At 62.9% G+C, this 21,991-nt stretch carries 16 protein-coding genes; 5 read left to right on the top strand and 11 right to left on the bottom strand.

Going from position 1 to position 21,991, the window contains the following annotated elements; genetic code table 11:
• Nucleotides 1-384 precede the first annotated feature (384 nt).
• Complete coding sequence (locus IF10I1_RS14645; RefSeq protein ID WP_186393363.1) at nucleotides 385-663, bottom strand: hypothetical protein; 279 nt, start codon at nucleotides 661-663, stop codon at nucleotides 385-387.
• Nucleotides 664-968: 305 nt separating this feature from the next.
• Between IF10I1_RS14645 and parE the strand changes: the two genes are divergently transcribed.
• From parE to IF10I1_RS14630, 3 genes are all read left to right on the top strand, one after another.
• Nucleotides 969-3,077 carry a DNA topoisomerase IV subunit B gene (parE, locus tag IF10I1_RS14640; RefSeq protein ID WP_058900830.1) on the top strand — a complete coding sequence of 703 codons (2,109 nt, stop codon included), beginning with the start codon at nucleotides 969-971 and terminating at the stop codon, nucleotides 3,075-3,077.
• A gap of 249 nt (nucleotides 3,078-3,326) precedes the next feature.
• Nucleotides 3,327-4,934, top strand: coding sequence for a DEAD/DEAH box helicase (locus IF10I1_RS14635; protein WP_186393362.1), 1,608 nt, complete (start codon nucleotides 3,327-3,329; stop codon nucleotides 4,932-4,934).
• Nucleotides 4,935-5,200: 266 nt separating this feature from the next.
• On the top strand, nucleotides 5,201-6,268 hold the full coding sequence (locus tag IF10I1_RS14630) for a GGDEF domain-containing protein (protein ID WP_186393361.1): 1,068 nt from the start codon (nucleotides 5,201-5,203) through the stop codon (nucleotides 6,266-6,268).
• 36 nt (nucleotides 6,269-6,304) lie between these two features.
• Here the strand turns inward: IF10I1_RS14630 and tenA are convergent, their stop codons facing one another.
• The 8 genes from tenA to IF10I1_RS14590 form a co-directional block, all read right to left on the bottom strand.
• Nucleotides 6,305-6,967 carry a thiaminase II gene (gene tenA, locus IF10I1_RS14625; RefSeq protein WP_058899864.1) on the bottom strand — a complete coding sequence of 221 codons (663 nt, stop codon included), beginning with the start codon at nucleotides 6,965-6,967 and terminating at the stop codon, nucleotides 6,305-6,307.
• Between the two features lie 48 nt (nucleotides 6,968-7,015).
• Nucleotides 7,016-7,393, bottom strand: a complete 378-nt coding sequence (locus IF10I1_RS14620; RefSeq protein WP_174235467.1) for an iron-sulfur cluster assembly accessory protein — start codon at nucleotides 7,391-7,393, stop codon at nucleotides 7,016-7,018.
• A 104-nt stretch (nucleotides 7,394-7,497) separates the two neighbouring features.
• On the bottom strand, nucleotides 7,498-7,884 hold the full coding sequence (locus IF10I1_RS14615; RefSeq protein ID WP_050475198.1) for an SUF system Fe-S cluster assembly protein: 387 nt from the start codon (nucleotides 7,882-7,884) through the stop codon (nucleotides 7,498-7,500).
• Nucleotides 7,885-7,894: 10 nt separating this feature from the next.
• Nucleotides 7,895-9,151, bottom strand: coding sequence for a cysteine desulfurase (locus tag IF10I1_RS14610; protein WP_186415511.1), 1,257 nt, complete (start codon nucleotides 9,149-9,151; stop codon nucleotides 7,895-7,897).
• Between the two features lie 26 nt (nucleotides 9,152-9,177).
• Nucleotides 9,178-10,485, bottom strand: coding sequence for a Fe-S cluster assembly protein SufD (sufD, locus tag IF10I1_RS14605; RefSeq protein ID WP_186415512.1), 1,308 nt, complete (start codon nucleotides 10,483-10,485; stop codon nucleotides 9,178-9,180).
• A gap of 16 nt (nucleotides 10,486-10,501) precedes the next feature.
• Nucleotides 10,502-11,257, bottom strand: a complete 756-nt coding sequence (sufC, locus tag IF10I1_RS14600; protein WP_058899867.1) for a Fe-S cluster assembly ATPase SufC — start codon at nucleotides 11,255-11,257, stop codon at nucleotides 10,502-10,504.
• 307 nt (nucleotides 11,258-11,564) lie between these two features.
• Nucleotides 11,565-13,037: a Fe-S cluster assembly protein SufB gene (sufB, locus tag IF10I1_RS14595; RefSeq protein WP_122520174.1), complete on the bottom strand. Its 1,473-nt coding sequence runs from the start codon at nucleotides 13,035-13,037 to the stop codon at nucleotides 11,565-11,567.
• Between the two features lie 156 nt (nucleotides 13,038-13,193).
• Nucleotides 13,194-14,363 carry a cysteine desulfurase family protein gene (locus IF10I1_RS14590; RefSeq protein ID WP_186415513.1) on the bottom strand — a complete coding sequence of 390 codons (1,170 nt, stop codon included), beginning with the start codon at nucleotides 14,361-14,363 and terminating at the stop codon, nucleotides 13,194-13,196.
• A gap of 317 nt (nucleotides 14,364-14,680) precedes the next feature.
• Here IF10I1_RS14590 and IF10I1_RS14585 point away from each other — a divergent pair, with 317 nt between their 5' ends.
• Complete coding sequence (locus IF10I1_RS14585) at nucleotides 14,681-15,400, top strand: alpha/beta hydrolase (RefSeq protein ID WP_186415514.1); 720 nt, start codon at nucleotides 14,681-14,683, stop codon at nucleotides 15,398-15,400.
• A gap of 421 nt (nucleotides 15,401-15,821) precedes the next feature.
• On the opposite strand, the gene IF10I1_RS14580 is transcribed toward IF10I1_RS14585, so the two are convergent.
• Together IF10I1_RS14580 and IF10I1_RS14575 are read right to left on the bottom strand one after the other, a co-directional pair.
• Nucleotides 15,822-16,208, bottom strand: a complete 387-nt coding sequence (locus IF10I1_RS14580; RefSeq protein ID WP_050475204.1) for an NADH:ubiquinone oxidoreductase subunit NDUFA12 — start codon at nucleotides 16,206-16,208, stop codon at nucleotides 15,822-15,824.
• Nucleotides 16,209-16,387: 179 nt separating this feature from the next.
• A complete protein-coding gene (locus IF10I1_RS14575) occupies nucleotides 16,388-17,131 on the bottom strand; it encodes a PleD family two-component system response regulator (protein ID WP_123194376.1) in 744 nt (247 codons plus the stop codon).
• A 692-nt stretch (nucleotides 17,132-17,823) separates the two neighbouring features.
• On the opposite strand from IF10I1_RS14575, the gene IF10I1_RS14570 reads away from it, so the two are divergent.
• Complete coding sequence (locus tag IF10I1_RS14570; RefSeq protein ID WP_186415515.1) at nucleotides 17,824-21,561, top strand: vitamin B12-dependent ribonucleotide reductase; 3,738 nt, start codon at nucleotides 17,824-17,826, stop codon at nucleotides 21,559-21,561.
• Nucleotides 21,562-21,991: the final 430 nt, after the last annotated feature.

Raw genomic sequence — 21,991 nt, 5'->3', positions numbered from 1 at the left:
TCACCTTGGTGCGGACTGGCGCACCTTTTCCGGCCAAAGCTGCAGCGCGGCTGGCAGCCAGCCTGACCGCCATGCCCGTGGCGCCGTGCGGCGCTGGCCCTGTGTGAATTCGATGGAGAGAAAAATACCCCGGCATTCCGGCAGCATTTGGGCCAGCAGCGTTCCGGCCGCCGGTATTTGAGCTGGCAGCTGCGGCACCATGCGAAAAAAATCTGCGGGAGATGGAACCAAGGAAAGAGGAATGCGTTTCACCGCTGTAAAGACAGACTCGGGATGTCATCCCGTCATTCCCTGTCCTGTTCAACGCAAAGATAACGCGCACACCAAACCCCTGATCCAATGGCATACACACTGATGCGTATGCCCGCTTGACTGCCTCGCTCTTCATGCCTGCCACTCATTCCCCCAAGGGGGCGGCGGCAATTTGCTGAAGATCATTCTGCCCTTCCATGCCAGAAAGGGTTGAAGCCCAATCGTGGCTGAACGGCGGCAATTCCGGCGCCACAAGTCATAGCGCATCACATCGCGTCTGACTGTTGCGGCGGCGCCACAGACTCGCGTCTGTTTTTTATTCAATCCCGCCACCCTGAGCGCCGCAAAGCTCAAGGTTTCTGCCGCGTCCTGCCGCCAGAACACCTTCCAAAAAGCAAGCCGGGCAACCATTCACGGCTGCACAGCTCCTCTTGCTGCTTCATGGCAGGGACTGGCGCGGGGCCGGACGGCCCTTGCACTCACACTGGATGAAAGCGGTTGACATTCGGTTGTCCAGACCGTTCAAAAGCGCCGTTTCGTTGGAAATCCGCGCGGTTCCGGGGCTTTCCCCTTTCGCCGCAGGCTGGCGGCTGAGACAATCGCGCCGAATCGGGCAGCAGCGAATCGGACTCCGGCAACGGGAACCGGACACACGGCACGGCCATTTGCGTCACACGCAAGGGCCTGCCCCACAGACTATGGAACATGGAAACGGCATGAGCGCAGACGAAGATCTCTTCGCAGGATCAGCAGCAGCGGCAGGGAGTGCGCCCGCAAAGGCAGCCCCCAAGGCAGCCAGCAAAGCAGCCCTTGCGCCCGCGCCCGCCGTCCTAGCGGCCGCAACAGCACCGGCTGAAGCGGCAAGCCCGGCACCGCAGCGCAGTTCCGCAGCCGGTGAGGACTATACGGCAGCCGACATCGAGGTGCTGGAAGGCCTTGAGCCGGTGCGGCGCCGTCCGGGCATGTATATCGGCGGTACCGACGAAAAGGCGCTGCATCACCTCTTTGCCGAAATCATCGACAACTCGATGGATGAGGCGGTGGCCGGACACGCCACCTGGATCGACGTTGCCGTTGGCGCCGATGGCTATATCACCATCACGGACAATGGCCGCGGCATTCCGGTCGATCCGCATCCCAAGTTCAAGGACAAGTCCGCGCTCGAAATCATCATGACGACGCTGCATGCGGGCGGCAAGTTCGACAGCAAGGTCTACGAGGCCTCGGGCGGCCTGCACGGCGTGGGCTCGTCGGTGGTGAATGCCCTGTCGGAGGAAATGGTGGTCGAGGTGGCGCGGGCGCGCAAGCTCTACCGTCAGGTCTTCCAGCGCGGCAAGCCCGTGGGGCCGCTGGAACTCGTCGGCGACGTGCAGAACCGGCGCGGCACGCTGGTGCGTTTCAAGCCCGACTGGCAGATCTTCGGCAAGGAAGCAAAGTTCGAACCGGCGCGTCTTTTGCGCATGGCCCGCTCCAAGGCCTATCTGTTCGGCGGCGTCGAGATCCGCTGGCATTGCGACCCGGCGCTTCTGGACGAGAAGGACAAGACACCGGCCGAAGCCGTGTTCCACTTCCCTGGCGGCCTGAAGGACTTCCTTTCCGAAAAGCTCGGCAAGGAGCGCAAGGTCATCGACGACATCTTCGCCGGCAAGCTGGGCCAGCCCGGCAAGCATGGTGCCGTGGAATGGGCCGTGACCTGGTTTGCGGGCGACGGGTTCCTGTCCTCCTACTGCAACACGGTGACGACGCCGGAAGGCGGCACGCATGAGGCGGGCCTGCGCTACGCACTGCTGCGCGGCCTCAAGGCCTATGCGGATCTCGTCGGCAACAAGAAGGCCGCGATCCTCACCTCGGAAGACATCATGACCTCGGCCGCCGGCATGCTGTCGGTCTTCATCCGCGAGCCGGAGTTTGTCGGCCAGACCAAGGACAAGCTGGCCACGAACGAGGCAACGCGCATCACTGAGAATGCCCTGCGCGATGCCTTCGACCACTGGCTGACCGCCTCCCCCACCCAGGCCAACAAGCTGCTGGAATGGGTGATCGACCGGGCAGAAGAACGCCTGCGCCGCCGCCAGGAAAAGGACGTGGCCCGCAAGACCGCCGTGCGCAAGCTGCGCCTGCCGGGCAAGCTGGCGGATTGTTCGGCCAACCAGTCGGAAGGCACGGAGCTCTTCATCGTCGAGGGTGACTCGGCCGGCGGCTCCGCCAAACAGGCCCGCAACCGCAACAATCAGGCCGTGCTGCCCCTGCGCGGCAAGATCCTGAACGTTGCCAATGCCGGGCGTGACAAGCTGGTCGCCAACCAGCAGCTGGCGGATCTGATCCAGGCGCTCGGCTGCGGCACCCGCACCCACTACAAGGATGCGGACCTGCGCTACGAGAAGGTCATCATCATGACCGACGCCGACGTGGACGGTGCGCATATCGCCTCGCTGCTGATCACCTTCTTCTACCGCGAGATGCCGGAGCTGATCCACAACGGCCACCTCTATCTCGCCGTGCCGCCGCTCTACCGCCTGACGCAGGGCGGCAAGACCATCTATGCCCGCACGGATGAGCATAAGGACGAGCTGATGGCCACCGTCTTCAAGGGCAAGAGCAAGGTCGAGATCGGCCGCTTCAAGGGCCTTGGTGAAATGCTGCCGGGCCAGCTCAAGGAAACCACCATGGATCCGTCCAAGCGCACCCTGTTGAAGGTGCAGGTGGTGGCGGGCGACGAGGCCGGCACCAGCGACACCGTCGAACAGCTGATGGGCAACAAGCCGGAAGCCCGCTTCCGCTTCATCCAGGACCGCGCCGAATTCGCGCATGACCTCGATATCTGAGCGTGAAGCGCCCGCTTCAAGCTGACGGCGAAGTCAAGCTGCGGCATTTGCGATGAGAGGCAGGCGCCCGCGTGCCTGCTGATTTGCTCCCAACTGGCGGCTGTTAGCATTAACAGGGCCGTTTCAGGGTCAAAACCTCAGGAAAACATTGACAAGAGGGCCTTTAACTGTAGGGTGGCGCCAATTCCGGACCCGGGCAGAGCTTGGGTCCGTCCAGCTACAGCGACCCAGAATCGGACCTCGTTCTCAATGTCATTTGACACTCTCGGCCTCAGCGAGAAAGTACTTCAGGCAGTCACCGCTGCCGGTTACAACGAACCGACTGCCATCCAGAAGGGCGCCATTCCCCACGTGCTGGAACGGCGCGATGTTCTGGGCATCGCCCAGACAGGCACCGGCAAGACGGCTTCCTTCACGCTGCCGATGCTCACCCTTCTCGAAAAGGGCCGCGCCCGCGCACGTATGCCCCGCACCCTGATCCTTGAACCGACGCGCGAACTCGCGGCGCAGGTTCAGGAGAATTTCGAGCGGTACGGCGTCAACCACAAGCTGAATGTCGCCCTGCTGATCGGTGGTGTTTCCTTCGGCGAGCAGGACAAGAAGATTGACCGTGGTGCCGACGTTCTGATCGCCACCCCGGGCCGTCTGCTGGATCACGTCGAGCGCGGCAAGCTGCTGCTGCAGGGCGTTGAGATCCTCGTGATCGACGAAGCCGACCGCATGCTCGACATGGGCTTCATCCCGGACATCGAGCGGATCTGCAAGCTGATCCCCTTCACCCGCCAGACCCTGTTCTTCTCGGCCACCATGCCGCCGGAAATCCAGCGCTTGACGGAGACCTTCCTGCAGAACCCGGCCAAGGTTGAAGTTTCGACACGCTCCTCCACGTCCTCGACCATCACCCAGCATCTGGTGGCGACCGGCGGCGAGGATTACGAGAAGCGCCAGACCCTGCGCGATCTTCTCGCCCAGGCCGAAGATCTGCAGAACGCCATCGTCTTCTGCAACCGCAAGGTTGACGTGGCCACCCTGTTCCGCTCGCTGGAGCGGCATGGCTTCAATGTCGGCGCGCTGCATGGCGACATGGACCAGCGCACCCGCATGACCATGCTGGACAATTTCCGCAAGGGGAACCTGAAGCTGCTCGTCGCCAGCGACGTGGCTGCCCGTGGTCTCGACATTCCGGATGTGAGCCACGTGTTCAATTTCGACGTGCCGATCCATGCGGAAGACTATGTCCACCGCATTGGCCGTACGGGCCGCGCCGGACGCCTCGGCGTTGCCTATACGCTGGTTGACGGCGACGACCAGAAGTATCTGGGCGCCATCGAGAAGGTGATCGGCAAGAGCATCGACTGGCTGGGCGAGCCGCTGGACTTTGAAGCTGCCATTGCCGAGCGCAAGGAGCGCCGCAAGGCCGCCCGCTCCGGCGGTGCCAAAGCCGAGCGCCCTGCCCGCCGCCCCCGCGGCGGCAGCCGCACCCAGGAGGCTGCGCCGGACGAAAGCCCGCGCGAGGAAGCTGCAGAGGTTGCTGAGGCCAAGGCACCCGCCCGCACCCGGACACGCCGTCCGCGCAAGAGCGAGACGGCCGAGGTGCAGGATGCGGCGCCGGCCGTGATGGCGGAAGACGCTCCGCAGCCGCGCATTGCCCCGCAGCAGGCACAGCCGCAGGACACCGGCCGCGAGCGCAACGACCGGCCCCCCCGCGACGGCAACCGCAATCAGCCGCAGCGCGACCGCAACGGCGGCAACAACCGCCGCGGCCGCCATCAGGATGACGACCAGCCGGTTATCGGCCTCGGCGATCACATTCCCGCTTTCCTGCTCCGGGATCCGCGCGCTAAAAAGGCGTCCTGATCCAGGTTCTGAAGTCAGGTGTGGAAGCGCCGCCGCATCTGATCAGTGCGGCGGCGTTTTGCTGCGGCAACGCAGCCTGCGCCAACTGCAGCCGGAACGTACAGGGCAATCTCTGGCCGTAACGGAAACATTGTATACAGTAGAACGGAGGGCAACCGCCCCAGATTTATGCGCAATTTAACTCAGCGTTAAATTACATACTACTAGTGTTACAACATATCGAAGCGCCTCTTTGCAAGTGGCGCTCTTTTTTGGTGGGGGCCAGGATGGCAGATGCGGAGGATTTCAAGAGAACCATCACTTATGGTGAAGCGGCGCTCTCGTATATTCGACGCAATGTGATTCCTGCGCATCCGCGCAATTACGAAACCTGGTATACATATGCGGCCGGTTTCAACCAGGCCCTCAATCGCGCGATCAACGATCTGATCGCGACGAAGGGCTCGATCTCAGCCGACGATCTGCAGCGAATCTATTCGCGCTTCCTGTCTCCCAACCGGCTTGGTGACCGGGTTGACGAGGTGGGCACACGCGTTGCCGAAGAAGTGCAGGACCTGGTCGATGCGATCCGCATCAGCACCGATGCGACGTCTGACTTCGGAAGAGCCCTCGACAATGTTCTGGGCAAGCTGCATGAAGCGCTGAATGATGAAGGGCTGAGGGATTTGACCTCGGCCATGGTCAAGGCGACCCATGCCGCCATTGCAGCCAACCGCAATCTCGAAAGTCAGCTGCTGGAATCGAACCGGCAGATCCGGACACTCAAGGAAAACCTCGAAGCGATCCGCTACGAATCCCTCACCGATGAACTGACCACGCTCAGCAACCGGCGGCATTTTGACCTTGCCATTGACCGGGCGATCGAACTGGCTTCACGCACCGGCGAAGGCTTTGCCCTGCTGCTGACGGATATCGATCACTTCAAGAGCTTCAACGACCGGTTTGGTCATCAGACCGGCGATCAGGTTCTGCGGCTCGTGTCTCTGGCCGTGAAGCAGAGCATCAAGGGTCAGGACATTGCCTGCCGCTACGGTGGCGAGGAATTCGCCATTATCCTGCCCGAGGCGCAGATCGACGATGCCATGGAGGTGGCAGAGCAGATCCGCAAGGCCGTCATGGGCAAGGAACTGGTGAAGCGCTCGACGGGTGAAAATCTGGGCCGCCTGACCCTGTCGATCGGCGTCAGTCTGTATGAAGGCGGTGATACGAGCCAGATGATCATCGGCCGCGCCGACGCTGCACTTTATGCCGCCAAGCACAGCGGCCGCAACGCCGTCCGCAGCTTGCAGAGCAACGAGCTTGCGGCCCATCAGAACGGCAGCCGCGTCGCCTGACACCCCTCAGTGGACCGCGCCCTGTTCGGGCACTGTTCAGGCCCCGTCCAGCCCCATCTGCCAGAAATCAGCCTCCAGAACGCTGGCCTGCCGGAACAGATGCTCCAGCCGGGCCTTGCGTGCCGGTGTTTCATAGTCTGCCGCCAGCCGGTCCATCCAGGCGGCAAAGCCGCTGGCGACGTCCTGATAGGCTTCACTGGCGTATTCACTGATCCAGCGGGCATAAGGGTTCTGTGGGTCCGAGCCGGACGGCGTCTTTGCGAGCCTGGCGCCGATCTCGGCATAGCCCAGAACGCAAGGGGCCAGCGCGACGAGAAGATCCAGCAGATCCCCCTGCCCGCCCGCATCCAGCACGAAGCGGGTGTAGGCCATGGTCTGGCGCTCTTCCCGCGCCTTTTCCAGATCCTCGCGCGAAAGACCCCAGCCGGCGCAGAGCTCGACGTGAAGATCCATCTCCATGTCGAGAATGGCCTTCACCCCGGCAAGCGCGTGGCGCATGTCGCCGAGCGTCGGGCTCTTGTAGATGGCCAGCGCATAGGCCCGGGCAAACTGGATGAGGAACAGATAGTCCTGCACCAGATAATGCCGGAAAGCGGCTTGCGGCAGCGTGCCGTCCTGCATCTGGCGGACAAAGGAATGCTCGACATAGGCCGTCCAGTCCGGACCGGCGGCCTCACGCAGGCGGGCAAAGAAACTCATGGATCTGCCTTCTGAAGATTCTGGCGGAGATGTCAGGCGAAAGACGTGTCAGGCGGAAAGCGCAGCCGGATCGGCCGCCTTCAGCGATACGGATTCGCCGCAGCCGCAGGAAGACACTTCATTGGGATTGCGGAAGACGAAGCCGGAGCGAAATTTCGTCGTTTCGAAATCCATCTCGCTGCCGATCAGATAGAGCACCGCCGCCGGATCGATGAAGACCTTCGCGCCATCCGCCTCGATCACGTCATCGCCCGGCTGAACGCCATCAACGAGCGCCATGGCATATTCCATGCCGGCGCAGCCGCCCTTCTTGATGCTGATGCGCAGGCCGGCCTTGGGCTCATCGGCGCCGTCCACCAGTTCGCGCACGCGCTCTGCGGCTGCCGGGCTCACCTTCATGATCTGCATCTTGCGGGCCAGTGCCATGGGCTTGTTCCTTTGCGGGGGAAATGCCCCCTTCAAATAAACCGATGGGTATTATATGGGGATTCCGCTCAGCTTTCCAACCGGCTTGCCTCCCCTGCCCGCGCTCAATACCAGTTGAGCGCGACGCGGGCTTCCTCGGACATGCGGTCCGGCGTCCACGGCGGGTCAAACACCATGCTGACGTCGACGGCGCCGATGCCGGGCACCGCGCTGATGGCATTCTCCACCCAACCCGGCATTTCCCCGGCCACCGGGCAGCCCGGCGCGGTCAGCGTCATGTCCACCTTCACCGAGCGGTCATCCTCGATATCGACCTTGTAGATGAGGCCAAGCTCGTAGATGTCGCAGGGGATTTCCGGGTCATAGACGGTCTTCAGCGCCGCGATGATGTCATCGGTCATCCGCGCCAGTTCCTCGGCCGGGATGGCGGAAGAGCTGGTGTCTGCGGCGGTTTCCGGCTCAGCGGAAACGTGAGCGGGACTGTCGTTCATGGGTCGATCCTCAGGCAAAGAAGTCCTGCGCCTTCTGCAGGGCGGCCGCAAGGGCGTCCACTTCCTCGAAGGTGTTATAAAGGCCGAAGCTGGCACGGCAAGTGGAGGTGACGCCATAGCGCGCCAGCAGCGGCTGGGCGCAATGGGTGCCGGCCCGTACCGCGACGCCTGCCCGGTCCAGCACGGTGGCCACGTCATGCGCATGGGCGCCCTTCATCTCGAAGGAGATGATCGCGCCCTTGCCCGGCGCCGAGCCGAAGATGCGCAAGGAGTTGAAACCGGCGAGCTTCTCCGTGGCATAGGCCAGCAGCGATGCCTCATGCCGGGCAATGTTCTCGCGCCCGAGGCTGTCCATGTAGTCAAGCGCAGCGGCAAGGCCGATCGCCTGCACGATGGGCGGCGTACCGGCCTCAAACCGGTGCGGCGGCTTCGCATAGGTGACGATATCCTCGGTCACATCGGCGATCATTTCACCGCCGCCGCAGAACGGGCGCAGCCGCTCCAGCGCCTCCGGCTTGCCATAGAGCACGCCGATGCCGGTCGGGCCGTAGACCTTGTGGCCGGTCAGCACATAGTAGTCGCAGTCCATGTCGCGCACATCGACGGGCATGTGCACGGCAGCCTGACTGCCATCCACCAGCACCTTGATGCCGCGCGTATGGGCGATGCGGCAGACGTCCTTCACCGGCACCACGGTGCCCAACACGTTGGACATCTGGGTGATGGCGACGAGCTTGGTGCGTTCCGTGAGCGCAGCCTCGAAGGCCTCCAGATCGAAGGAACCATCCTCGCGCACATAGACCCACTTCAGCACCGCGCCGTTGCGCTCGCGGTGGAAGTGCCAGGGCACGATGTTGGAATGATGCTCCATGATCGACAAGACGATCTCATCGCCCGGGCCGAACGTGTCCGGGCCAAGACCGTAGGACACGAGATTGATGGCCTCGGTCGTGGAGCGGGTGAAGACGATCTCGTCCACGGATCCCGCATTGAGGAAGCGGCGCACGGTCTCGCGCGCGGCTTCGTAGTTCTCCGTCGCCGTGTTGGAGAGAAAATGCAGACCACGGTGCACGTTGGCATATTCCTGCGAATAGGCCTTCACCATGGCATCGATGACCGCCTGCGGCTTTTGCGCCGAGGCGCCATTGTCCAGATAGACGAGCGGCTTGCCGTAGACTTCCCGCGACAGGATCGGGAAATCACGGCGCACGGCGGCAACGTCATAGCCGGTGGCAGGGGCAGCAGCAGTCTGGCTGGCGGTCATCATTCTCTCCAATCAACAGCAGCTTACGGTCAGCCGGCGATAGCCAGCCACTCCCGCACGCGGGTCTCCAGCAGCTCGGTCACGCTCTCGCTGCCGAATTCCTCGATGGCTTCCGACAGGAAGGCGAGGACCAGCAGGGTGCGGGCTTCCGCCTCCGGAATGCCGCGGGCGCGCAGGTAGAACAGCAGGTCTTCATCGATCTGGCCGCTCGTCGCACCGTGGGCGCACTGCACGTCATCGGCGAAGATTTCCAGTTCCGGCTTGTTGGCCATCTCGGCATCTTCGGACAGGAGCAGTGCCTGCGTCATCATGCGGCCGTCCGTCTTCTGGGCGTGCGGCCGCACGATGATCTTGCCCTGATAGACGCCCTTCGCACCGGCGTCGATCACCGTCTTGAAGAATTCCCGGCTCTCGCAGTTCGGCACCGCATGGTCCACCACCAGCGTCTGGTCGCCCAGCTGCTGGCCGCGCACCATGGTCACACCATAGAGCTTCGCCGTGGAATGCTCTCCGGCAAAGGTGACGTAGGACTGGTTGCGGGCAAAGTCGGTCCCGGCGATGAAGCCGAGCGTCTTCAGCTCGGCCTTCGCGCCAAGATGCGAGAAGCCGGTGGAGATATGCGGCGCACGGCCCGAGCCCACGATCAGGCGGGTTACGGTCAGTGCAGCTTCATCGGCCAGCACCTGATCGGAGACGGCGTTGACGACAGCATCCTCACCGGCGGTGACGAAGCTCTCCAGCAGGGTCAGGCTCGCGCCCTTGGCCAGTTCGGTCCGCACGCGGGAATAGACCGCGCCACCAAGCGCCAGATGCACGATTTCGACCGGCAGGTCCACGGCCGTGCCCGCCTTGACCTTCAGCACCACACCGCCCTGCAGCAGCGCCGTATTGAGTTCAAGTGCCGGATTAACTCCGGCGATTTCCGAATTGGAAAGAAGGGCTTGTGCAGAATTTTTCACAGCGTCATTGAAGTTTGAAACCTCAACGCCAGCTGCTTCCAGCTTCGTCAGATCGGACACTTCGGCCACAAGACGGCCATTGGCGAGCACGATGCGCAGGCGCTCCAGCTCCGCATAGGTCTCGGCATCTGCGAGAGCAGCCTTGACCGCCTCCAGGGAAGCCGCGGCTGCCGGGGCAGCGTAGCTCTTCAGGAAGGCGCGCAGGTCCGTGTACTTCCACTCCTCGATCCGCCGGTGCGGCAGGCCGGTCGCCCGGAACCGGGCGAAGGCGGCTTCCCGCAGGCTGATCAGATCGGCGCCACCGTCCTTGAGCGCAGCAAAATGCGCCTCAAGATCGGTTTCGGCCTGTGTCGAGACGACACGCAGGTTCGCAGTCATGGTCACTCCCCGTGGCTCAGGCCGCCGCGCCGGCGTAATCGGCGTAGCCGTTCTTCTCCAGCTCAAGCGCCAGTTCCTTGCCGCCGGTCTTGACGATCTTGCCCTTGGACAGAACGTGGACGACATCCGGCACGATATGATCGAGCAGGCGCTGGTAGTGGGTGATGACGATCATCGCCCGCTCCGGCGAGCGCAGCTTGTTGACGCCTTCCGAGACGATGCGCAGGGCGTCGATGTCGAGGCCGGAGTCCGTCTCGTCCAGCACGCAGAGCTTGGGCTCCAAGAGCGCCATCTGCAGGATTTCCGAACGCTTCTTCTCGCCGCCGGAGAATCCGACGTTGAGCGGACGCTTCAGCATGTCCATGGTGACGTTGAGGTCGGCCGCCCTGGCCTTGACCAGCTTCAGGAAATCCGGAACCGACAGCTCCGCCTCACCGCGCGCCTTGCGCTGTGCGTTGAGGGCGGTCTTCAGGAACTCCATCGTGGCAACGCCGGGGATCTCGATCGGATACTGGAAGGCGAGGAACACACCGGCAGCCGCACGCTCGTCGGCTTCCATCTCCAGCAGGTTCTCACCGTTGAACAGGATCTCGCCCTCGGTGACCTCATAGTCTTCCTTGCCCGCCAGAATGTAGGACAGGGTCGACTTGCCGGAGCCGTTCGGGCCCATGATGGCGTGAATTTCGCCTGCCTTCACGGTCAGGTCGATGCCGCGCAGGATCTCGGTGCCGTCTTCGGCGATGCGGGCGTGCAGGTTCTTGATCTCAAGCATTGAGATGGTCCTCATTTCGGTCCGGATTCAAGGTCCGGTGTGTGTCATCAGTCTCAGGAGCCGGATGCCGGGCGTCTGCCTGTATCCGGCGTTCAATTGCGTTTGGCCAAGGCCTTGCTTCCATCATCCCCGGGCTTGTGCCGAGGGTCTACATCAGTTTCCACTCGAAGACCGGTCCGGCTGATTGCAGTCATTCCACGTCCTCGTGTTTTGATTTGGCATTCCCGATCCCGTCCCATAACCCATACATGCTGATCCAGCCTGGCAGATCCTCGGGACAAGCCCGAGGATGACGAAGGAAAGAATGTTACCCCACGCTGCCTTCCAGGCTGATCGAAATCAGTTTCTGGGCTTCGACGGCGAATTCCATCGGCAGCTGCTGGATCACGTCCTTGACGAAGCCGTTGACGATCAGGGCGACCGCCTCTTCCTGCGAAAGGCCGCGGGCGAGGCAGTAGAACATCTGGTCGTCGGAGATCTTCGAGGTGGTGGCCTCGTGCTCGAAGACGGCCGATGCGTTCTTGCTCTCGATATAGGGCACCGTATGCGCGCCGCAGTCCTGCCCGATCAGCAGGCTGTCGCACTGGGTGAAGTTGCGGGCGTTGGACGCCTTGCGGTGCGCCGAGACGAGGCCACGGTAGGTATTTTCCGACTTGCCGGCGGAAATGCCCTTGGAGATGATACGGCTCGACGTGTTCTTGCCGAGATGGATCATCTTGGTGCCGCTGTCGACCTGCTGATAGCCGTTGGAAACGGCGATCGAGTAGAACTCGCCACGCGAATTGTCGCCGCGCAGGATGCAGGACGGGTACTTCCAGGTGATGGCCGAGCCGGTCTCCACCTGCGTCCAGGAGATCTTGGAGTTCTTGCCACGGCAGTCACCACGCTTGGTGACGAAATTGTAGATGCCGCCCTTGCCGTCCTTGTCGCCTGGGAACCAGTTCTGGACGGTGGAATACTTGATCTCCGCATCATCCAGCGCGATCAGCTCGACGACAGCCGCATGCAGCTGGTTCTCGTCGCGCTGCGGCGCGGTGCAGCCTTCCAGATAGGACACATAGGCGCCCTTGTCGGCAATGATCAGCGTACGCTCGAACTGGCCGGTGTTCTTCTCGTTGATGCGGAAGTAGGTGGACAGTTCCATCGGGCAGCGCACGCCCTCCGGCACATAGACGAAGGAGCCGTCGGAGAAGACCGCCGAGTTCAGCGTCGCATAATAGTTGTCCGTCACCGGAACCACAGAGCCGAGATACTTGCGGACGAGGTCCGGGTACTCGCGCAGGGCTTCGGAGATGGAACAGAAGATGACGCCGGCCTTCTTCAGCTCGTCCTTGAAGGTCGTGACCACGGACACGCTGTCGAACACGGCATCCACGGCAACCCGGTTCTTCGGCTCGACGCCGGCAAGGATCTCCTGCTCGCGCAGCGGAATGCCCAGCTTTTCGTAGGTCCGCAGCAGCTCAGGGTCCACCTCGTCAAGGCTCTTCGGCCCTTCAACGGACTTGGGCGCAGACCAGTAGTACAACTCCTGCAGGTCGATCGGCGGATAGCTGACGCGGGCCCAGGTGGGCTCTTCCATGGTCTGGAAGCGGCGCAGCGCATCAAGGCGCCACTCGGTCATCCACTCCGGCTCGTTCTTCTTGGCCGAAAGGAAGCGCACGGTTTCCTCGGAAAGGCCCTTTGCCGCCGTTTCCGACTCGATGTCGGTGACGAAGCCATATTTGTACTGGTCGACGTCAATCGCTTTGACCCGGTCGATCGTTTCCTGCACAGCGGGCATGTCTTTGTCTCCATTCCGCCGCCCTCAAGTGCGGGGCGGTCCATCTTCCCTGCCCCCGTTTTACGGCGGCAGGGTCATCTCAGGTTCAGCCCGCCGGCACAAAACTGGCCGCGGGCGGTTTCAGGCCCCGTTCGGGGCAATTTCAAAGCCGTATCTTCAGGCTGCCTTGCCGGTTGCCGAAGGATTGAGCGTGGCCGCCACCCTGGCCCAGATCTCCAGGAAGCGGGCAATGTCCGCTTCCTGCGTCGTCCAGCCAAGGCTGACCCGCAGCGCACAGCGTCCCAGATCCTCCGAAACGCCCATGGCGGTGAGCACATGCGACGCGCCGACCTTGCCCGAGGAGCAAGCCGAGCCGGAGGAAAGGGCGATGCCGTTGAGGTCCAGAGCCATAAGCGCCATTTCGGACGGAACGCCCGGAACGGCAAAACACGTCGTGTTCGCAAGGCGGGGCGCATCCGCGCCAAACACCACCGTTGAACCAGATATAAGGCGCAAACCCTCTTCGAGAAGCCCCTGAAGCCTTGCGAGACTTGCAAATTCCTCAAGCATTGTGGAGCCATCGCGCGCAATGGCACCAAAGGCGGCAATGGCGGCGGCATTTTCCGTGCCCGCACGCCGGTGCTGCTCCTGCCCGCCCCCAATCAGCAGCGGCGCAGGCGCCAGCGCAGATGTGCGCAGCACAAGCGCGCCGATGCCCTGCGGGCCGCCCATCTTGTGGGCCGACAGGCTCACCGCATCCGCCTGCCATGCAGCAATATCCACCGGTAGGCGGCCACCGAACTGCACGCCGTCCACATGGAAGATGCCGCCAGCGGCCTTCACCTTTGCACCGATTTCGGCCAGAGGCTGAATGACGCCCGTTTCATTATTCGCCGCCATCACCGACACAAGCGCGGGGCCTCCAGCGGCCAGCAGCTCGTCCAGATGATCAAGCCGCAGGACGCCGTTTTCGCCGGTGGCGATATGGGAAATCTCGCGCGCAGCAAAGCGCCCGCCCGCGCGCACGCTCGGATGCTCAACGGCGGACATCAGCAGCCGGTCCAGATAGACCGGACCGTCATTGCCCTGCCAGCGCGGGCTGAGGGCCAGCACGTTGGCTTCCGTCGCACCACTGGTGAAGATGACAGAGCGGGCCTTGACGCCGCACATGGCTGCCAGCGCCTCGCGCGCATCCTCGACGACGCCGCGCAGCTTGCGCCCTTCCCCATGCACCGAAGACGGGTTGCCCGTGACGCCCAGCACCTCGACCATGCGCGCAAGCGCCTGCGGGCGCAGAGGCGCGCTCGCGTTGTGATCCAGATAAAGCCGCTCGGTTCCGCCGTTCATGGCCCGGTTCCAACTCCATTCAGCCTGGTTTGCCCTCTTCGCCTGCTGGCGTTCGGACAAGGCCGGTAGCGCCTCTTTTTCAAGTCAAGTCAACGGAAAACTTGAAATTCCCCGCCCACATGATGATAAGTGCGCCAAGCGCCCGAATTCGAACCGGCACGCTTCACGCGGCTGCATTCGAATTTGAAGCATTCTAAAGAAGCTTTTAGAAACTCGGAACCTCAGAGTCAAGTTTCCTGCTCAGGGATTCCACGTACAAATTCCTCATTTTTTCCGGACCAGAAGGCCCGGAAAACGAGAAAAGGACATCGCGCTTCATGCCCGAGGTGATTTTCAACGGCCCTGCCGGACGTCTGGAAGGCCGTTTCCATCCCGCCAAAAAGCGGAACGCGCCCATCGCACTGGTGCTGCATCCGCATCCGCAGTTCGGCGGGACGATGAACAATCAGGTCGTCTACCAGCTGTATTACATGTTCGCCCAGCGTGGTTTTGCCGTGCTGCGCTTCAACTTCCGTGGCGTCGGCCGGTCGCAGGGGTCCTTCGACCACGGCCAGGGCGAGCTGTCGGATGCCGCCGCGGCCCTCGACTGGGTGCAGACGGTTCATCCCGACGCACGCGGCTGCTGGATTGCCGGCTTCTCCTTCGGCGCCTGGATCGGCATGCAGCTTCTGATGCGCCGTCCGGAAGTGGAAGGCTTCATCTCGGTGGCCCCTCCGGCGAACCTCTTCGACTTCTCCTTCCTCGCGCCCTGCCCGTCGTCCGGTCTGCTCATCCATGGCGATAACGACAAGGTCGTGCCGCAGAAGGACGTGCAGAACCTCGTCGACAAGCTGAAGACGCAGAAGGGCATCGTCATCGATCACGAGACGATGCCCGGCGCGAACCACTTCTTCGAGAACAGCGTCGAGGAACTGATGCTGCGCTGTGGCACCTATCTCGACAAGCGCCTCGGCGTTGACGCCCTCCCCGTCCTGCCGCCGCCCCCGGCGGACACGGGCGAGGAGTTTGCCGAAGATCTGGACGAAGACGAGGAGTGATCCCCGTCATTTGTCCGGCGAAAGCCGTTCACGGCGTATCAAAACCCGTCAGAGCAATCTGGCGGGTTTTTTGTTGTGCGGGGGGCTCTGCAGAGGGGGCTGTAAGGGGCTCTGTGCCTTCCATCTCGCCTGGGCCGTCGCCCCGGCCACCGAGCCGGGGACCACTCGCTTCCAGAGCAGCGATGACATGTTTCCAAAGCTGAGGCTCGCAGGGCTAGCAGGGACTGCCGCAAGGCTCGGCGCAGCGGTAGCGCTCTGCAAATGAGTAGGCCCCGGCTCGCGCTCCGCTTGGCCGGGGCGACGGCCGAGAGGAGGCAAGGGCCTCGCCCCCCGCACAACAAAAAAACCCGCCGGACCACACCAGCGGGTTCTTCGAATTCAGGCAGCACTGCGCGGCTTACTGGCCCAGTTGCTGGCCCCATTACTGGCCAGGCGTCCAGGCCTGATAGTCGCCGGTCACTTCCGGGCGCTTTTCCGGGGTCAGGATCGAGCCCTTCGGGCGGTAAGCCTCCGGCGTGCCGGTGCGGTTGCCGTGATGCGGCGCCTGCCAGGACTTGGCGTGATAGTTCTCTTCCGTCGGCGGCGTATCGACGCGGTGATGCATCCAGCCATGCCAGCCCGGGGGGATCATCGAGGCTTCGGCAAGGCCATTATAGATGACCCAGCGCTTCTTGCCGCCCCGCTCCTTGTAATAGGTGTTGCCGAACTCGTCCTGACCGACAAGCTCGCCCTTGCGCCAGGTGAAGAACCGGGTGCCCATGGTCTGGCCGTTCCACCAGGTGAAGATTTGCAGGAGAAGGGTCTTCATCCGCTGTCTGCTCCGAATCGGGCGGACCAACTGCCGCCCCCGAAAAGGACTGGCTGCCACTGCAGCCCGATGTTGCGGCAACATGTAGCCGGAATTCTCCGGCCCGTCCACACGGCTGCGGCATTTTGCGCCGCTTCGCCGCAGCGCCGGAACAGGAAACCGGCCGCCTGGCGCTGCAGCTATCTCAGAGCCTTGCGCAGCGCAGCGAATCGCGGCCCCGGCACCGGCGGTTTCGGCTCGTCCGTCTTCGGCTTCTGCACCGGCTTTGGGGCGGTCCGGGCAACGGCCGCCATGCGTCCGGCCTGCGAATCAAGCGCCGCAGCAGCGTTCGAGCCATCCTCGTTGAAGACGTGCTCCACCGTCTCCTTCACTTCCTGATAGCGGCGGGTCGCCCGCTGGTGATAGGCGCGTGCACCATCCAGCGTCTTCATCTTGTCCGCCTGCTGCTCCAGCAAAAGGCCAACGCCTTCAATGGAGTAAAAACCGTTCTTGTCAGGGATCATCTCCCTTGCATCATTGAGCAGCCAGTTCAGCCGGGCGTGGAGCATGGAGGGCGAAACGGGCTTGGCCAACAGATGATGCGCCCCTGCCCGGAAGGCCTTCTCCACAAAAGCCCGCGTGCCATGGGCGGTGACGAACAGCAGCGGCACAAAACAGAGCGGTGCCATGTTCTTGTGCCGGATCAGCCGCAACATCTGGTAGCCCGTCGCCGGTTCCATGCGCCAGTCGGAGATGATGAGATTGGGCGGCTCGGTGAGCATGGATTCCAGCGCCGCATCCACCGTATCGAACACCCGAACCCGCTCGACCTTGAAGCTTAGAAGTATCGAGCGAAGAATGGTCTGCATCTGCCTTGAATCCTCGACGACAACCACGTCGAGTTCCTCGAAGGTCAGGCCATAGGCCGCATGATGGTTGGACATGAAATCAGGGCCCCTGCCGGAGATGAACCGCCCTTCTTCTCGCATGCCGCGCTTAAGCCCGCTTGAAATGCGGTGGCGGCCTTTTCGTCAAATTGTCATCATCAATCAGCAACATGGCAGGCATTGCTGGCATCGTCACCGCTTGGGCCCCTCGCGCGCTTCAATTTGATGCAAAATTGCAATGACCTGCATCAAATCACGGCTTTCCCCCGCTCTCCCCGATTTCCACAAGAGCTACTAGATTTAGATTGCCGGCCAATTTTTACACACAAGCGATAGTTCCACAAACTTGACGGTAACCGATGATTCACACTAATGTCCGGAACGTCACGATGAGTGTTCCGGCGGGCAGACTGGCGTCTGTTTCCGCCCAGTAGAACCGGTTTCCGGCAGCATCATGGACAGCGGCAGCGGCCTCCCGCGCGCCGCCTTCCGTTGCGCTGGCAGCTTGGACATCGCGGCACCCGGCTTCTGGCCGTCCGCATGCGGAAACACCAGTGGCAGGCCACCAGGGTGGCAGGATCAGGGAATTCCTCACTGAAAGAGTGAGCCCGGCTCTGAACCGGGCCTCGATTGACAGGGTAGCGGCACTATTGAACGTCCGGGATGCGGCTGCGCCCGGGCAACGGATTTTTGCGGCCTGACGCAAGGCGGATCGCCTGCCGGGCCGGCACGTTGAAGGGGGCATGGGAATGCGGATTGAACGGCGTTACACCAAGGATGGACAGTCCCCTTACGCTGAGATCGACTTCACCACGACCACGAGCGAGATCCGCAATCCGGATGGCTCCGTCGTGTTCCGTCTCGCGGACATTCAGGTTCCGGCCCAGTTCTCGCAGGTCGCCTCCGACATTCTCGCCCAGAAGTATTTCCGCAAGGCCGGCGTTCCGGCCCGCCTGAAGCCGGTGGAAGAGAACACCGTTCCCTCCTGGCTGTGGCGCCGCGAGGCCGACATGGCCGCTCTCGAAGCCCTGCCCGAGGGTGAACGCTTCGGCTCTGAAACCGACGCACGCCAGGTCTTCGACCGTCTGGCCGGCACCTGGACCTACTGGGGCTGGAAGGGTGGCTATTTCGACGGCGAAGCCGACGCCCAGGCCTTCTACGACGAGCTGCGCTTCATGCTGGCGACCCAGAAGGTGGCGCCGAACAGCCCGCAGTGGTTCAACACCGGCCTGCACTGGGCCTATGGCATCGATGGCCCCAGCCAGGGCCACTTCTATGTCGACTTCCAGACCGGCGAGCTGGTGAAGTCCGCCACCGCCTATGAGCACCCGCAGCCGCACGCCTGCTTCATCCAGTCCGTCGAGGACGATCTCGTCAACGAGAACGGCATCATGGACCTGTGGGTGCGCGAGGCGCGCCTGTTCAAATACGGCTCGGGCACCGGCTCCAACTTCTCGCGCCTGCGCAGCGAGGGCGAAAAGCTGTCCGGCGGCGGCCGCTCCTCCGGCCTGATGAGCTTCCTGAAGATCGGCGACCGCGCGGCGGGCGCCATCAAGTCCGGCGGCACCACCCGCCGCGCCGCCAAGATGGTGGTCGTGGATGTGGACCATCCGGACATCGAGGACTACATCAACTGGAAGGTCAAGGAAGAGCAGAAGGTGGCCGCCCTCGTCACCGGCTCGAAGATCTGCCAGAAGCACCTGACCGCCATCATGAAGGCCTGCGTCAACTGCGAGGCGGACAATGGCGACTGCTTCGACCCGGCCAAGAACCCGGCCCTGAAGCGCGAGATCCGCGCCGCCAAGAAGATGATGGTGCCGGAAAACTACATCCGCCGCGTTATCCAGTTCGCCCGTCAGGGCTACACCAACATCGAATTCCCCGCCTACAACACCGACTGGGATTCGGAAGCCTATCTGACCGTCGCCGGCCAGAACTCCAACAACTCCGTGCGCGTCACCGACGGCTTCCTCAAGGCCGTGACAGATGACGGCACCTGGGACCTGACCGCCCGCAAGGACGGCAAGGTGATGAAGACGCTGAAGGCGCGCGAGCTGTGGGAGCAGATCGGCTATGCCGCCTGGGCCTCGGCCGATCCCGGCATCCAGTATCACACCACCATCAACGACTGGCACACCTGCCCGGCCTCGGGCGAGATCCGCGCCTCCAACCCCTGCTCGGAATACATGTTCCTGGACGACACGGCCTGCAATCTGGCGTCCCTGAACCTGATGCAGTTCCGCCGCGAGGACCGTTCCTTCGACGTGGACGCCTATGAGCATGCGGTGCGCCTGTGGACCGTGGTTCTGGAAATCTCCGTGCTGATGGCGCAGTTCCCGTCCAAGGAAATCGCCGAGCTGTCCTACCGCTTCCGTACCCTCGGCCTTGGCTATGCCAACATCGGCGGCCTGCTGATGACCTCCGGCATCCCCTATGACAGCGATGCGGGCCGCGCCCTTTGCGGTGCCCTGTCGGCCATCATGACCGGCGTGTCCTATGCCACCTCCGCCGAAATGGCCGGTGAGCTGGGCGCCTTCCCCGGCTATGGCGATAACGCCGCCCACATGCTGCGCGTCATCCGCAACCACCGCCGCGCCGCCCATGGCGAGGCCGCGGGCTACGAACTGCTCTCCACCAATCCGGTGCCGCTGGACCATGCCTCCTGCCCGGACAAGGTGCTGATCGAGCGGTCGAAGCTGGCCTGGGACCGGGCGCTGGAGCTGGGCGAAAAGCACGGTTACCGCAATGCGCAGGTCTCCGTCATTGCCCCCACCGGCACCATCGGCCTGGTGATGGACTGCGACACCACCGGCATCGAGCCCGACTTCGCGCTGGTGAAGTTCAAGAAGCTGGCCGGCGGCGGCTATTTCAAGATCATCAACCGCGCCGTGCCCGAAGCCCTCGAGGTGCTGGGCTACAAGCCGAGCGAAATCGCCGAGATCGAGGCCTATGCCGTCGGCCATGGCTCGCTGGATCAGGCGCCCGGCGTCAACCCGTCCAGCCTCAAGGCCAAGGGCTTCACCGAGGAGAGCCTTGCCAAGCTCAAGGGCTCGCTGAAGTCGGCCTTCGACATCAAGTTCGTCTTCAACCGCTGGACGCTGGGCGATGAACAGCTGACCGCCCTTGGCGTCACGGCTGAGCAGATGAACGACCCGGCCTTCGAGCTGCTGCCGTTCCTCGGCTTCTCCAGGGCCGAGATCGAGGCTGCCAACATTCACGTCTGCGGCGCCATGACGCTGGAAGGCGCGCCCTTCCTGAAGAAGGAGCATTACCCGGTCTTCGACTGCGCCAACCCCTGCGGCAAGACCGGCAAGCGCTACCTTTCGGTGGAAAGCCACATCCGCATGATGGCCGCCGCCCAGCCCTTCATCTCCGGCGCCATTTCCAAGACGATCAACATGCCGAACGAGGCAACCGTCGACGACTGCAAGGAAGCCTACATGCTGTCCTGGCGGCTGGCGCTGAAGGCCAATGCGCTCTACCGCGACGGCTCCAAGCTGTCCCAGCCGCTCAACTCCCAGCTCATCGCCGATGAGGACGAGGACGCGGAAGAGGCTGCCGAGGCAATTGCCGCCAAGCCCGCCGCTGCCAAGGCTGAAGTCATCGCCGAGCGCATCGTCGAGCGGATCATCGAGCGCACCGTCCGTGCCCGCGAAAAGATGCCGGACCGGCGCAAGGGCTACACCCAGAAGGCCCGCGTCGGCGGCCACAAGGTGTATCTCACCACCGGCGAGTATCAGGATGGCCGCCTTGGCGAGATCTTCATCGACATGCACAAGGAAGGCGCCGCCTTCCGCTCCCTGATGAACAATTTCGCCATCGCCATCTCGCTCGGCCTGCAATATGGCGTGCCGCTGGAGGAATATGTCGACGCCTTCACCTTCACCCGCTTCGAACCGGCGGGCATGGTGCAGGGCAACGAGGCGATCAAGAACGCCACGTCGATCCTCGACTACATCTTCCGCGAGCTCGCCGTCTCCTACCTGGGCCGTCATGACCTTGCCCACGTGCCGCCGGAAGCCATCGGCAACACCGGCATCAGCGCGGGCGCCAGCGAAGGGCGCGGCGAACAGGGCGTCGTCTCCCACGGCCTCGTGCGCGGCCAGACCGAGCGCTTCCGCCTCGTCTCCGCCAGCGGCGAACCGGCCGGCTCGCTCGCCGGTCAAAGCGCAGCGCACGGTACAGCAGCAGGGGGCATCGCTCCGGCCGTAAAGGGCACCGCAACCGCCCCCATCGCCCAGACTTCCGCCGTCGCCACCGCCTTTGCCCGCTCGGGCAACACGGAACTGGCCGTCAAACTCGAAACCGCCCCCGCCCCGGTAGCGGCCCCCTCTTCCCCCAGCTCCTTGGCAGCCGAGCGCATCGCCCAGGCCCGGATGAAAGGCTACGAAGGCGAAAGCTGCTCCGAATGCGGCAACTTCACCATGGTCCGCAACGGCACCTGCCTGAAGTGCGACACCTGTGGTTCCACGAGCGGGTGCAGCTGAGGGGGGTGAGGTTTGCCCCGAACCGCCCCGGCTGATTAAGCCAGCGGGTGGTTTGGGGAAGCCATGAAAACGGAAAAACCCGCTTGCCGGAGACGGCGGGCGGGTTTTTGGGCGCTGATAGCGGCTTTAGAAGTGGGAGCTGACTGGCAGCTCTTGGCTATTGCTTCAACAAAGCAAAAACTATCGCTCTGCAATTGTACCGCCACTTCCAGAATTTGTGGGTAATTCCTTCTATTCAAAAATTACTTCTGTGTAGACTGGAGAAGAAGATATTCACCGCAATTGCCAAATCAGAACACTCTCTAAAATATTCAACGCGGCGCTTGCATCGATGACGTCCAACATCACATCTGTTACAGATGCCTAAGAAGATGATGATATATAGAGCGTATCGGTTATTCTAGGTTCTCGCGTCTAAAACTTGTTTCTC

The sequence above is a fragment of the Pannonibacter sp. I15F10I1 genome, from assembly GCF_900185665.1.
GTDB lineage: Bacteria > Pseudomonadota > Alphaproteobacteria > Rhizobiales > Stappiaceae > Pannonibacter > Pannonibacter indicus.
This window is presented reverse-complemented; position numbering and strand designations above follow the sequence as displayed.

Coding starts and splice junctions, on each gene's coding strand:
- IF10I1_RS14645 (WP_186393363.1), bottom strand. CDS start 663: ATGGTTGCCCGGCTTGCTTTTTGGAAGGTGTTCTGGCGGCAGGACGCG.
- parE (WP_058900830.1), top strand. CDS start 969: ATGAGCGCAGACGAAGATCTCTTCGCAGGATCAGCAGCAGCGGCAGGG.
- IF10I1_RS14635 (WP_186393362.1), top strand. CDS start 3,327: ATGTCATTTGACACTCTCGGCCTCAGCGAGAAAGTACTTCAGGCAGTC.
- IF10I1_RS14630 (WP_186393361.1), top strand. CDS start 5,201: ATGGCAGATGCGGAGGATTTCAAGAGAACCATCACTTATGGTGAAGCG.
- tenA (WP_058899864.1), bottom strand. CDS start 6,967: ATGAGTTTCTTTGCCCGCCTGCGTGAGGCCGCCGGTCCGGACTGGACG.
- IF10I1_RS14620 (WP_174235467.1), bottom strand. CDS start 7,393: ATGGCACTGGCCCGCAAGATGCAGATCATGAAGGTGAGCCCGGCAGCC.
- IF10I1_RS14615 (WP_050475198.1), bottom strand. CDS start 7,884: ATGAACGACAGTCCCGCTCACGTTTCCGCTGAGCCGGAAACCGCCGCA.
- IF10I1_RS14610 (WP_186415511.1), bottom strand. CDS start 9,151: ATGATGACCGCCAGCCAGACTGCTGCTGCCCCTGCCACCGGCTATGAC.
- sufD (WP_186415512.1), bottom strand. CDS start 10,485: ATGACTGCGAACCTGCGTGTCGTCTCGACACAGGCCGAAACCGATCTT.
- sufC (WP_058899867.1), bottom strand. CDS start 11,257: ATGCTTGAGATCAAGAACCTGCACGCCCGCATCGCCGAAGACGGCACC.
- sufB (WP_122520174.1), bottom strand. CDS start 13,037: ATGCCCGCTGTGCAGGAAACGATCGACCGGGTCAAAGCGATTGACGTC.
- IF10I1_RS14590 (WP_186415513.1), bottom strand. CDS start 14,363: ATGAACGGCGGAACCGAGCGGCTTTATCTGGATCACAACGCGAGCGCG.
- IF10I1_RS14585 (WP_186415514.1), top strand. CDS start 14,681: ATGCCCGAGGTGATTTTCAACGGCCCTGCCGGACGTCTGGAAGGCCGT.
- IF10I1_RS14580 (WP_050475204.1), bottom strand. CDS start 16,208: ATGAAGACCCTTCTCCTGCAAATCTTCACCTGGTGGAACGGCCAGACC.
- IF10I1_RS14575 (WP_123194376.1), bottom strand. CDS start 17,131: ATGTCCAACCATCATGCGGCCTATGGCCTGACCTTCGAGGAACTCGAC.
- IF10I1_RS14570 (WP_186415515.1), top strand. CDS start 17,824: ATGCGGATTGAACGGCGTTACACCAAGGATGGACAGTCCCCTTACGCT.